General features: G+C 49.2%; 13 protein-coding genes. 1 reads left to right on the top strand and 12 read right to left on the bottom strand.

From position 1 onward, the window contains the following. The 11 genes from Q0R17_RS09455 to dusA form a co-directional block, all read right to left on the bottom strand. A partial coding sequence (locus Q0R17_RS09455) for a pilus assembly protein (protein ID WP_293934404.1) occupies positions 1-3,164 on the bottom strand: 3,164 nt, incomplete at its 3' end. A gap of 319 nt (positions 3,165-3,483) precedes the next feature. Then, positions 3,484-4,131: a hypothetical protein gene (locus Q0R17_RS09450; RefSeq protein WP_293934403.1), complete on the bottom strand. Its 648-nt coding sequence runs from the start codon at positions 4,129-4,131 to the stop codon at positions 3,484-3,486. A gap of 11 nt (positions 4,132-4,142) precedes the next feature. After that, the gene (locus tag Q0R17_RS09445; RefSeq protein WP_293934401.1) at positions 4,143-5,345 is read right to left on the bottom strand and encodes a PilW family protein; all 1,203 of its coding nucleotides are present in this window, start codon (positions 5,343-5,345) and stop codon (positions 4,143-4,145) included. A gap of 48 nt (positions 5,346-5,393) precedes the next feature. Continuing rightward, the gene (locus tag Q0R17_RS09440) at positions 5,394-5,942 is read right to left on the bottom strand and encodes a hypothetical protein (RefSeq protein WP_293934400.1); all 549 of its coding nucleotides are present in this window, start codon (positions 5,940-5,942) and stop codon (positions 5,394-5,396) included. Between the two features lie 5 nt (positions 5,943-5,947). Further along, positions 5,948-6,592 (bottom strand): GspH/FimT family pseudopilin, encoded by a 645-nt coding sequence (locus Q0R17_RS09435; RefSeq protein WP_293934399.1) that lies wholly within the window; start codon positions 6,590-6,592, stop codon positions 5,948-5,950. 10 nt (positions 6,593-6,602) lie between these two features. Then, on the bottom strand, positions 6,603-7,022 hold the full coding sequence (locus Q0R17_RS09430; RefSeq protein WP_293934398.1) for a type IV pilin protein: 420 nt from the start codon (positions 7,020-7,022) through the stop codon (positions 6,603-6,605). A gap of 225 nt (positions 7,023-7,247) precedes the next feature. Then, positions 7,248-8,429, bottom strand: a complete 1,182-nt coding sequence (gene hemW / locus Q0R17_RS09425) for a radical SAM family heme chaperone HemW (protein WP_374759865.1) — start codon at positions 8,427-8,429, stop codon at positions 7,248-7,250. A gap of 386 nt (positions 8,430-8,815) precedes the next feature. After that, positions 8,816-9,055 (bottom strand): hypothetical protein, encoded by a 240-nt coding sequence (locus Q0R17_RS09420; RefSeq protein ID WP_293934396.1) that lies wholly within the window; start codon positions 9,053-9,055, stop codon positions 8,816-8,818. Further along, the gene (gene rdgB, locus Q0R17_RS09415) at positions 9,052-9,669 is read right to left on the bottom strand and encodes an RdgB/HAM1 family non-canonical purine NTP pyrophosphatase (protein ID WP_293934395.1); all 618 of its coding nucleotides are present in this window, start codon (positions 9,667-9,669) and stop codon (positions 9,052-9,054) included. The genes Q0R17_RS09420 and rdgB overlap by 4 nt, the downstream gene beginning before the upstream one ends. Further along, positions 9,666-10,301, bottom strand: coding sequence for a TIGR02281 family clan AA aspartic protease (locus tag Q0R17_RS09410; RefSeq protein ID WP_293934394.1), 636 nt, complete (start codon positions 10,299-10,301; stop codon positions 9,666-9,668). Before Q0R17_RS09410 ends, rdgB begins: the two co-directional genes overlap by 4 nt. Next, complete coding sequence (gene dusA / locus Q0R17_RS09405) at positions 10,302-11,246, bottom strand: tRNA dihydrouridine(20/20a) synthase DusA (protein WP_374759864.1); 945 nt, start codon at positions 11,244-11,246, stop codon at positions 10,302-10,304. Positions 11,247-11,432: 186 nt separating this feature from the next. Between dusA and Q0R17_RS09400 the strand changes: the two genes are divergently transcribed. Beyond that, positions 11,433-12,557 carry a site-specific integrase gene (locus tag Q0R17_RS09400; protein ID WP_293934392.1) on the top strand — a complete coding sequence of 375 codons (1,125 nt, stop codon included), beginning with the start codon at positions 11,433-11,435 and terminating at the stop codon, positions 12,555-12,557. A gap of 126 nt (positions 12,558-12,683) precedes the next feature. Here the strand turns inward: Q0R17_RS09400 and Q0R17_RS09395 are convergent. Next, positions 12,684-12,790, bottom strand: a 107-nt coding sequence (locus Q0R17_RS09395) for an IS3 family transposase (protein ID WP_293934405.1), incomplete at its 5' end; no start/stop codon positions are given.

The raw sequence follows: 12,790 nt of genomic DNA, 5'->3' as shown, positions 1-12,790 counted from the left end.
CGCTCCTTACTGATCGGCAAATTGGCTCGCCAGCCTTTGGTGCTATTTTTGCATGTGGTTAAATCCGTGCCTAAGGCCGTATTGGCGGATCTTTTCAAGGTAATAGTATCGAAGTTTCCATCGGTGTTTTGAAATTGATCTATGCCGTTCCCCCCCACCGCTGTGGGGCAGTTGCTGGATAAATTGCTGTTATTTATGCTTTCTAAAGAGGTGACGACTCCTCCTACATTCTCTTTAATGGTTTTATCGCAGGTCTTATCTATGACAAGCTCAATTAAAGAACCTGTGCTGCGTAAATTACTAAAGCTGGAGTCGATGCTGCCTAGGCTAGGATCAACTATCAGGCCATAGATGGTTTGGGTATCGGTGGTACTCATATCATTTTGGTTTAAAAAGCGGCCCGTCCCAAAGTTCACATAATGGGCCGCAACTCCCCCTGCATTTTTATATTCAGGTGTTTCTTTGATTAAGGGCGCTGAGCTAATAGGCTGGCGTAAAGCGCTGGTGCCTGTGGTGGCGACTAAGACGGCAGCGCCTCCGGCACCATTTACATCAAAGCGCCATAAATTACCTGCCAAATCACCTGCGTAGGCCATCTTGATGGTGTCGTCTACATCAGGCTCGGTAAACAATGCACCAATTTTGGAAATACCGCATGTGCCATCAGTGGCGACGCAACTGGTGGTGAAGGTTTTTTCTAGCGCACCAGTATTGGCATCCAGCACAAATACATAGCCTTTATTATCACTATTATCGTAGCCCGCAGAGAGTAATACTTTCCACTGCCCGCCGATTTTTCCAACCACTGGAAAGCCATAGGTTTTACCAAGTCTGCTGTCTTTAAAGCTCCATAAAGGAGCGGCTGGGATAGCGGCGGATGGGTTGGTAATGTCGATGGCGTAATACTCACCGCCACCACCGCGTAAGCCGCCGATAAGAATAGTCTTCCAGCCTCCTGCATAGATATCGGCAATGGTCGGGGATCCATCTACAAAATATTGGAAATTACTATCGTAATTTCTATCGGCCTGTTTCCACATGCTGGGTAGCAGGCTGGGGGGAATAAATGCCCAGACTTCTTGCCCTGTGGTGGCATCAAAGGCATGCAGCATGCCATCGTTGGCAGGGGAGTAAAGCATGGCGCGGCGGCTTAAGTTCGTTCTGGAAAATGCACCATAGCCAGAATCTGCATAAGCTTTTTCAGATTTTTTAACATAGGAAACGCCACCATGAATAATCGAGCCAAGGGTCTTGGTGCGTTGGCGAAACAGTGCCGTGGTGAGTGCTAAATCAGGTGCTGCCGTTGTAGGCTCATTGCTTTGATCGCCACGTAGATAATTGACGAGCTTAGTGCCATCAATGGCTGCTTGCTGCGCTGTATTTAAGGAGTTGGCGGTTTTTAAACTGGTTACACCCGCAGTAATTGAAACATTGCTGGCGTAGGTGCTGGCATCAAAAGTCGTAAAACTGGTGCAGCTGCCAGCGCAGGAATAAATCGTTCTAGGGTTGCTGCTTAAATTGCGGGTGGCGAGTAAATCTTGGGCCGACCAAAGCACCGTGGTGATAAAGCTTGAGCTAGTCACATCCACACTTTTGGCTGATACATCTCCTGTCCAGTCGCGTGTTTTATAGCTGCTGTTATAAACCTTATTATCTGCTGCCGTCATAAAGGCATTGGATATATCGGGAGCGCCGACCGCGCCTAATCTGGCGCTAATATCGTTGAGCGCGCTTTGTAAGCTGCTGGATACCGCATTGGGGTCTCTTGCACTGAAAAATTTCCCTCCGCCATTTACTCCCGCATGCCATAGATCATCGATCGTGGTTAAGGTTTCACCGGTTACGGTAGGCCAATTTTTTGTGCCATTCTTTAGCCCCACATAATCATTAACGCTTGCGTCGCCATTGGTTTCGTAATCAGAAACATATTTAAGCGTGCCATTCATTCCCATACCCAAGGTATAGGTCCGCATCATTTGGCGGCCTTCTGGGCCGGTATCAAAGGCGAGTACACCTGGCACATTGTTGGCCATATTGGTACGTAAATCGGTTTTGAAGTACTTCATTGCCACATCGGCCAAATTATCGGATTGATTTGCACCATCTAGCATAGGCCTAGGGATGCCGCTGCTGCTGTCGGTATTGCCAACAGCAACGGAATCGCCAGAGGCATTCCAGTAGCCATCTGTAGTGAGAATTTCAAAATTTTGCTGGCAGGTGTATTGAATAGGATCGGTTACGCCGGATGGGATAGACCCTGCATAAATTTGGCCTATCGCTTGCAATGCTAATTTGAGCGGCGTTCCATCTGGGCCTGTAGTCGTGCCATATAGTCTGGAATACCAAGCACTTTTTTGTGTGCCATCGTAGTCATTAATATTTAAAAAAATACCGCTGCTATAGTCGCCCACTTTAAGTCGGCCAATTCTAGAAAACCCGACTCGGTAGCGGGTGTCTATATTAGAAAAGGCCAAGCCTGCACTGGACTTCATCATTTGTAAACGAGTGCGGTAATAGCTAAACCAATTGGCAAAATTGGTTTTTTGTGCGGTTTGAACGGCTGCAGTTTGGCTGGTGTCGGGGACGAATACTTTAGTCCAGCTGGTGGTGCTGGCGGCCGAGTTAGAGTCGATACTGCCACTGGGGACTTCAGCGCATTGGGGACCGGGGTTGCCACTATTAAAGGTGACGCTTGGTTTTAGAGCCCAATAAAAGGCCTGCACCGATGTTGCTGTGCCTCGGCCGTAGCTGGTGGTGTTGTCGTAGGCAAAAAAGGCATTAGAAAGATTGTGTGTCGTGGTAGAGCCAGAGCTAAAGCCGTTATACCAAGCCGCAGTAAAGCTGGCATCGGGCATGCTCGTGCCATTGGCGTTTTTGGGTGCCTGATAGGTGATGGCTGGGTTGTAATACACGCCATTACACAAGGATGCTCGGTAGCCTACTTTAGAGAGCAAATCAGGGTAGGCCGTGGTCAGTGTTCCATAGCCACCGACGCTATCTGGCATGTGCGTCCAAGCCATAGACCCAGAATCATCAATCGTAAACATGATGTTTGGTTTTACATCGCCAGAAGTCAGTGTGGATAAGGGTTTATCGGCGGTTTGTACTGCGAAGGTGCTGACACTAAGGCCAAGACATCCTAGGGCAATAAGATTGAATTTCATGATGCTTGGTCCTTAATGAAAGCGTCTTTCATACAAAGCCGCTTGGTAAAAACTAACCCCACTGCTGGAGCAATTCCCTTAAATCGTGAAGTGCAGCGATATGCAATGCACAAAGCGTGAAACTTTCACTAATCCAGTTTTCCTGCTATTGCTCAGGTTTAAGTCTGGACACTGGCCAGTAAAGAATGGCTAGCTGGTTTTTTGTATGAGCGGCTTTAGCCGTTAAAGCGCTGCATGAATAAGAATATTCACGGCGGCACCGCGCCTAAGGTATATCGTCTTTGCCCTGCTCCCTATTAATTCGCCGTCCTGATGGCTACTAATTAATAGACGCTTGATAAAAACTAACCGTATTTTTAGGCCCTTGAATTCTTACCGTAATCAGGTAATTCACAGTAAGAGGGGTTTTTATTTTTGGTTGAGTTGGGTCGTTTTGAACTAAATTGCAGGGGTTTCCTATGGCGGCGGTGGTATCAATCACCGGCGAAGGGGCCGCATTATTACTGCAACTACGCTGTATTAAATAAGCGGTGCTAAAGCCATTAGCATTGGCGACTGCGGCGGCACTGGTGGCCTGAGGCATGGGGGCGGGTGTGCAGGGCTTGGGTGTGCAGCTATTAGCAACCCAAACCCAGCCACTACCGGCACGCCATTGCGTACTATCTGTGGTGCTAATGGGGTTGGTGGTATTGGTCGCGCTATAACCATTGTCTGTGGAATCCGCATTCAGTGTGGCAGGAGTCGCTCTCGATATATTAATCAGCCATTGGCGAGCGGTTTCAAGTGCTACATCGGCAGCTGCGGTCGTACCTTGGCGCAGGGACAAATTATTAGCAACTTGGGTGCTTGTGGTGATGGATCGCACCATAGCAATGCCTGCCAAGGTCATGATCACCAGCACAATCAGTGCAATAAATAGCACCAGACCTTGTTGGCAGCGGGGGGCAGAAGTACGCGGCGTGTGCATGCTTGTCTTCCTCAAAAGCCAGCGATGGGTTGGTTTAATAGAATCTGATTGCGTAGTGGTACGACTGTTTCGTGCACGCTATAGCGATAGCACTGCCAGTCGGCATTGGTGGGCTGGGTGAGTGGATCAGAAGTAGTATCGCCCCAACCAAGGTAGTAGCTTGCCGTGGTATTGGTAAATGCATCACTGGGTGTGGCGGCGGTATAATTACTACTGCTTTCATTCACACAAGTACCTGCACGGTTGAGCTTTTGAGGATTACTGGCGCGTACCAAGACGGCAAAGCGAACGGCGATGAGCTGTGCCCATTGCGCTGGAGCGGCTTTTTGCCATGTGTTTACATTATTAGGGATAGCATCGCCATCTGCATTGGTGTCTAAGCCGTATTCGGCCTTCATTTGAATCACGTTTTCAGTGACCACTTGCCAAGTTCCATCTGCCGCTGCCGTGGCATCCAGCGCGTCTTGGCTAAGCAGTGAACCGTGGATTTGAGTGCCAGAGCCGGTGCAAGTATTGCTGTTGCCGGAGAGATATACGCAATAAGTACGCCGTGTGAGTCGGCCAAAATTATACAGGCGCGTGATTTTACTTAGCTCGGCGGGAAAGGGCGCACCGACCGTGGCGGAGTTCCATGTATTGGCTGCATTGCCAATGGCAAAGCCATCGGTGTTTGCTGGAGCACCAGCGCAGGGGGTGGCATTTGTACAGGTCACTTGAAATAGTGGGCAGGAGATTTGCGGAATAGTGGGGGTGGGCGGTTGCCAAGCGATCACCAGATCATTGGTGGCTATACTTTGCCCGCCTGAGACATTGGCAAACTGAGTGTCGGCATTGAGGTGTTCAATATCGGCAAGCTGGGCGACTTGCCCTCCACCGATAATGCTGCTGCCGTAGAGAAAGGTCAGGCTATCGGAGGTGCCTGCGCTTTGGATAAGCACTGGAATCAAGGGGAAGTTAGTCAGGTTGGCGACTCTTGAAACCACATTGCAATTGAGTGCGCCCACGTCTCCAATACCCATACCTGAGCGTTCCGCATCTTTTTGCATTTGCATTACGGCAATGCCGCCATTAATTTGCGCGCCAGAGCCACCCATACTGCTGCGCCGGTAGGCTTCATTCACCCCAAAAATTTGATAAATAGAAATCATCGAAACCAAGGCAAGTACCACGGAAACCATGAGTTCTACAATTCCAAAACCGCTAGAGTGGCGCATAGCCCCGTACCTCTGATTAATCGATGTTTGTTCTATTTGGGCGTGATCTTAGGTATTGCACAACATGCCGTTAGCTGTGTCGCTCCACACCGTTTGGATATCCGCTACATTTGTTGCCGTATTGTTTGTTGTGCCAGCAACGCCAGTAACTTCGCCATGCCGAACTGGCCAAGTAATCGTGACGGTAGCACGACGAAAACAGCGGATGCTACGGCCAGCGGGCGTATCGGCATCAATGACTACACTGCATGTTGCACCAGGAAGCTGAGCCGCAACGGCTCTGGACCATTTTCCCGCTTCGGAACTGGCCGCTGCCGAGGTGCAAGTTGTCATCTGAAAGCTATCAAGATTGGCGGTGCGTGGATTGACGCGCATTAATCCATCCACACGCTGAATCAGTTGCATAGCCGAAGTGCGCGCGGAGGTGCTGGAAACATGGCGCATGGCATTGCCTTGCAAGGCTAAAATAGATAAGACCCCAAAAGAGAAAATGGTAATGCCTACCATGGCCTCTAGCAGCATCGAGCCGCCTTGCTTATGAAAAACGAAAGGCTTGCGTGCTGTGGGGCTAAAACACTCTTTTATAAAAAATTGCATGGCCTTTAGCTCCTCGCGCAAGAACTGGGGTTAGTGGCTGGGGCATCGGGCAAGCACATTCTTGCGCCACCTCCTCGATCTAACACCACACAAACTCTGGCTGGATCAGTAATTGGTCCTGTGCCTGCCAAGGTGCAGCTGGCAGGGGTTGCTGCGGCAGCGGTATCGGCGACAATTAAATTAAAAGTAGCATTGGCTCTGCCCAAACCATCAAAACGGATTAAAGACGCGCTGGCATTAAGCTGAGGTGGATTGTTACTGCCGCCCTCTGCTAAGACTTTGCCTTGGATAAAGGGATAAGGGCCGACGCCTGCGGTGCTGATGTTGCTGCAGTCTGGGCATTCACGAATCAGCCATGCTGTGCCGGTTATTGAGGCATTGACGGCAAGCGCATTTCGGGTCGTTGGATCGGCCCCCACGACGGTGCTATCCGTTAATACCAGCTCCACATAAGCATTGCGATTAATCGCCTCGGCTCTGGCGGTTTGAATGGCTGTTTGAAAAGATTCGGCAAAGCTGCGTAATTTAGCGCTGCGCACCCAGCCTTGAAATCCCGGCATGGCGATGGCAACTAACACGCCAAAGATCACCAGTACGATCATGACTTCAACAAGGCTAAAACCCCTTCGTATTGCTTGGGATGAGCTCATTTTTTGTGGCCTAACAAATATTTGGTTTTTTGCTGACCCAACAATTATTCGTTGTTGGGTTGGACCAACCTGCAGCGGTAATGGCCGAGGCTTTTTGGTTGAGGTCGTCCAAAGTAAAGCCAAATCCAACCATCTTATTGGTGCCCGTAGCCGAAATAACGAAGGTCGTGGCCGTTTGGGTGGGGCAAGTAATGCCAAAGTTTTCATTACCAACCGCTGCTTGAGTACAGGTGAAGCCCACATAAGTACGGTTGTTTACAAAGAATTGCTCTAAGCGCACACGGGTATCGCTGAGCTTACTCTGTGCTTCAACTAGGCGGCTGCGGGTTACGTAGTCTGAATATTGAGGCACGGCGATCGAGGCCAAAATCCCAATGATCGCCACCGTGATCATGACTTCGATTAAGGTAAATCCCTGTTGATTGTTCATAGCATCCTCGATGGCTTTCCCTACGGGTGGGCTTGAAGAGCGCTGTGCTCATTCATATGGAATATTAATCAGCGTTTAATTATTTAGCTAATGCATGCGAGTAGCGGGGGATTTTGGAATACAAACGGTAGGGTAAGCCATTTATCTGCCATTTATCTGAAGTAAACGGCGATAAAAAAGCCCTTCGCAGCTTAATGCGAAGGGCTTTTGATGCAGTTATGTGGATTAAGGCAAAAAGCGCTCAAGCAGCGTATTTAAAAACCGCTGGCCACGTAAAGTGGGCTGGATATGATTAAGCTGCCGCTCTAATAATCCATCTGCAACGGCTTTTTCAATCTGGTGAATGACCTTCGTCAGAGGTAAGCCAGTGCGCTCTTCAAACAGGCTTAAATCAAAGCCACCCGTCAGGCGCAGGGCGTTGAGCATAAATTCAAATGGCAGCTGCTCTAAAGTAATTTGCTCTTCGGTCTGCACCGCCGAGCCCGCTGCCATTTTTTGCAAATATTCAGTCGGCTGCTTATAGCGCATCTGCCGGATGATTTTATCCGGAAAGCTGATTTTGGCGTGCGCGCCTGCCCCAATCCCTAGGTAATCGCCAAACTGCCAGTAATTTAAATTGTGCTTAGCCTGACGCTTAGGCTGGGCAAAGGCGCTGGTTTCGTAATGCTCAAAGCCAGCAGCGGCTAATTCCGCTTCAATCGCATCCGACATATCGGCGCTGCAATCTTCATCCGGTAGCGTAGGCGGGTAGCGGTGGAACAGGGTATTGGGCTCTAGCGTCAGGTGGTAGGCCGAAAGGTGGGTGGATTTACAAGCAATGGCGGTGCGGATATCGAGCAGTGCCTCGGCCAGCGTTTGCTTAGGCAGGGCATACATAATATCGAGATTAAAATTATCAAAATGTTGATGGGCAATCTCGATGGCGCGATGGGCTTCTTTATCATCGTGCACACGGCCTAGCGCTTTAAGATGCCCAGCATTAAAACTCTGAATACCAATCGATAAACGCGTAATGCCTGCGGCGCGGTAGCCAGCAAATTTTTCGCTCTCAAAGGTGCCCGGATTGGCTTCCAGCGTGATTTCGGCATCAGGGTGCAAACGCACTCTGGCCCGAATCCCTTCTAGCAATTGATTAATCGCCTCAGCAGAAAACAAGCTCGGCGTGCCGCCACCCATAAAAATACTGGTAATCGGCCTGCCCCACATTAGCGGCAAACAGGATTCTAAATCGGCCAGCAGGGCGGCAATATACTGCTGCTCCGGCAGCGCGCCTTTTTGCGCGTGCGAGTTGAAATCACAGTAGGGGCATTTTTTAATGCACCAAGGAAAGTGAATATACAGCGCCAAAGGCGGTAAGGCAGAAAGCGCCCAGTTAGCTTTGCCGATGGGCATGGAAATCGATTGCATGGTGTTCACTTCTTTATGGGTATTGCGGGCTTGTAAAGCAAAAGGTCTGTAGGCACAGAGATAAATGAGAACACAGAGCACACAGAGATAAGCGTTATGTTATTAGTCATTCTGTCGCCGTTGTAAACATTGCATCATTCGTAGTGCGGGTGAAACCCGCCAGATTTAGGTCTCAAAAGCTACGTAAACGGAGGGTTGCACCCCAATCCTATCAACTTAAGCAAAGCGTTATTCGTAGGGCGGGTGCAACCCGCGAGCAATACTGAAAAATACGCGGGTTTCACCCGCCCTACGTGAATAGGCAAGGCCGTTTTTCTTAGTGCGCTCTGTGTTCTTCCCGTTTCCTATGGCTACAGAGCTTTTTGATTTTAATCGATGCTATTGCCTTATTTCTGATAAGGGTTATGCAGCTCATCGATCAGGCTATGCAGCACAGCTTTAATCTGATCTTCCGATACTTCCATCAGCAGGCCGTCTTCCAGTAAATCCTGAGCCATTTGTTTTAGCTCGTCTAAATTCTCATTCATGACTTTTACTTTTTCGGTACAAGACACCACCGATGCATCGTCTCTTAGCCATGTGGCCCAGCGGGTTTCCCCTTGATTTACAGTTACAGCCGCGCTCATAAACCTGTTTCCTGTAGCTTCGCGATTAATTCTCGCAAAGCTTTGCCGCGATGCGAGATCTGACTTTTTTCGTCTGCGCTGATTTCGGCGGCTGTTTTTGCAAACTGCGGCAGCAAAAACAGCGGATCATAGCCAAAACCTCCCTCACCTCGGCTGGTTTCAAGGATTTCCCCTCGGCAAATGCCATCAGCGATTAAGGGCTGTGGGTCGTCAGCATGGCGTACTAAAACCAGCGCGGCGTAGTAATAAGCGCTGCGATCACTCTGCTTGGCCATGCTTTCAATGAGTTTTTGGTTGTTGCGGGCATCCGATTTTGGCTCACCCGCAAAGCGGGCCGAGTAAACACCCGGCGCGCCACCCAAGGCTTTTACACAGAGGCCAGAGTCATCGGCCAGCGCGGGCAGGCCGGTAATGCGGCTGGCGTGGCGGGCTTTTTCTAAGGCATTTTCAATAAAGGTATGGTGCGGCTCATCACACTCTGCTACGCCTAGCTCACCCTGCGGGACAATCTGGATATCTAGCTTGGCAAACAGGCGGTTAAATTCTTTGACCTTACCGGCGTTATTACTGGCTAAAACGATAATCTTTTGCTTGGAGTTTATCAAAGTCGTCATTGGTAGTTCTTCTTTTGTAAGATCAGCAGCTCTTGTTCGCGCTTCATTTGAAAGCGATTCAAAACACTATTGCCAATTAATAAAGGCCCATTATCTTGGTCGCGAATGCTGGCTTGCACATTATTAAATAGTAGGGAGCCGATGCGAATCTGCGCAATCGTCACCTGCCAAGATTTAATGATGCCATTGGCCGTTTGCGTGCGGCTTTCCTCGCCCTGCTTATAATCCACGCCCATATTGCTGGCCAGATTACGCGGCATAGATAAAAAGCTAGCACCGGTATCAATAATGCCGCGCTGGCTGATGCCACGCACGGCAATATCGGCATAATAATGCCCTTGCGCATCCGGGCTAAGCGTAAGGCTACCCACGCTATCACTTTCTGCTTTGGTGCTGGCAATATAACCCTGCCCCAATAAAAGCTGACGCTGGCGTGTGCCTATCATAACGGTGGCTTGCTCGCTGCTCACCGCCAGTAGCTTGACATCGCCCATTTTCTGACCAATTGCCAAAGTCTTTTTTTGCCCATCAATCAGCAAAATGCCCTTATTGCCCATTGCCGCCAGCAGCGTCACTTCGGTGGCGAATGCGGGCGGGATCATCAATGTCAGTAAAAGGGCGATGCGCTTCATTTAAGAATGGCCTTTAGTTACTTCACGCAGAGCGTTTTCAATCAGCTGGAAGTCAGCTTCTTTAAGCAATTTTGAATCAGACAACATCCGTCGCCAGGTTCTAGCACCCGGCTGATGCTGGAATAAGCCCAGAATATGTCGAGTCATTAAGCGAATCGGCAAGCCCTGCGCCATTTCTGCCTCAATAAAGCGCCGCATTGCGTGCATCACTTGCACGCGGGATGCGGTATGCGCTGCGCCGCCGTAAAATAACTCGTCTACCTGCGTCAGTATCCAAGGATTATGGTAAGCCTCGCGCCCCACCATTACGCCATCCAGATGCTTTAAATGCTCCGCCACCTGCTCATGCGTCGTAATGCCGCCATTTACAATAATTTCTAAATGCGGGAAATCTTGTTTTAACTGATAAGCATAATGATATTTAAGCGGCGGAATCTCGCGGTTTTCTTTGGGCGACAAGCCTTTTAAAATAGCATTCCGCGCATGCACAATAAAAGTATTACAGCCTTCATCAGCTACCGTACCCACAAAATCGCGCACAAAGTCGTAGCTTTCTTCATTATCAATACCGATACGATGCTTGATGGTGACATCAATATCCACCACATCTTTCATGGCCTTTACACAATCCGCCACCAAACGCGGCTCCGCCATCAGGCAAGCGCCAAACGCCCCATTTTGCACTCGCTCGGAAGGGCAGCCCACATTCAAATTGATCTCGTCATAGCCCCAGTCCTCGCCAAGCTTGGCGCAAGTCGCCAAAGCTATCGGATCAGATCCACCCAGCTGTAAAGCAATCGGGTTTTCAATCTCATCAAAATTAAGATGCCGCTGCTTATCCCCATGAATAATCGCCCCAGTCGTCACCATCTCGGTATACAGCCAGGTGTGCTTAGTTAGCAGTCTGGAGAAATATCTATAGTGGCGATCGGTCCAATCCAACATAGGCGCGATAGAGTAGCGCCTACCCCTTGTCTTCATTGACTTTATTGGGTTTTCTTCAGTCATAGCTTGCTTTTCATGTTTACGGTCTTCTACGGTCGAATGCGGGTTTGAGCGGTACTCAGTTGCATCAACTCCTATTTTACTGCTATTTTCAGGGCCTGAAAAACACGAATAGGAGCGCTTAAAGTGGCCACCATTTTACGCGTAACGAATAAAGACGGCTCGGTTTCTTTTCAGGCACAAGTACGGATTCAGCGATCTGGAAAAATTCTGCTGAATGAATCCAGAAATTTCAAAGTTTCAGGTACCGGCGCACGGGCAGAGGCGGTAGCAAAGCGTTTGGCTGAAGACTGGTCCAGCAGGCTGGCAGAGCAGATGCAAGATTCTGCAGCGATCAATCAGCACAAATTAAAAAATGTCACTCTGCAGTCGCTGATTGGGCAATATATTGAGTTTATTGAAAAAGACAAACCGATCGGTGACACAAAGCGCAGTGTTCTGAATATTTTAGCGCGTTCTACACTTGGGGATTTGCCGCTGAGCCGTCTCACCACGGATATTATTATCGAATATGCGCGTGAACGAGGTTCGGGCGGTACTCTGCCACAAACGATCAATCACGATATTATTTATTTGGGGGGCATTTTAAAAACAGCAAATAAGTATTTGGGGGTAAATTTTGATATCTCAATATTTGAGCTGGCCTCAGAGTATTTAAGCGCAAATGGCATGATTGGAAAATCTGCTGAGCGTGATCGGCGGCTGGGTGAGTCAGAGCTATCACGCTTAATGGCTGTGGCTAGACCGACGAATCATAAGCGTGTGATCCCAATTACGGATGTAATGCGTTTTGCTGTTGAAACCGCGATGCGGCTTGGGGAGATTGTAGCTCTGCGCTGGAGTGATTTAGATGAGAAAAATCGCACTATCATGATTCGGGATCGTAAAGACCCTAAGAAAAAGATCGGAAATAATCAAGTGGTCCCTTTGCTGGGATTTGCAATGGATATTATTAAATCTCAGTTTCACGAGCACGAGCTCATTTTTCCGTATAAAGCAGCGTGTGTTAGTGCCGCGTTCACGCGGCTATGCTCGCGGGCTGGCGTCATCGATCTGCATTTTCATGATCTGAGGCATGAGGGAATCAGCCGCTTATTTGAGCAGGGGTATGCGATTCAGGAAGTGGCGTTGGTGTCTGGGCATCGGTCATGGAAAAACCTAGCACGTTATACCCAGCTACGAGCTGTCGATTTGCACTGGGATAAGCCAAGAGTGATCACTGAGCTGTCTGATCGAGTTGATAGGCGTTAAAAAAGCCCCGCATCGCAGGGCTTGGTGGTTGTTTCGACCGTCAATCAGTCGCTTTCAGATTCCAGCTCTGTTCACGCCGATTGAAATTTGACCCCAGGGGGCTGCGGATAAATTCTTGGACTGGTTTTATGTTATTAACCCAAGTCTCTTTCGGTATTCAATCGGGCTAAGCGCACCGAGGGAAACCTTAATTCGCTTTTCGTTATACCATCGAATGTAGGTGTCGACTATCT

It is taken from the genome of Iodobacter sp., assembly GCF_025352645.1.
Classification (GTDB): domain Bacteria; phylum Pseudomonadota; class Gammaproteobacteria; order Burkholderiales; family Chitinibacteraceae; genus Iodobacter.
This window is presented reverse-complemented; position numbering and strand designations above follow the sequence as displayed.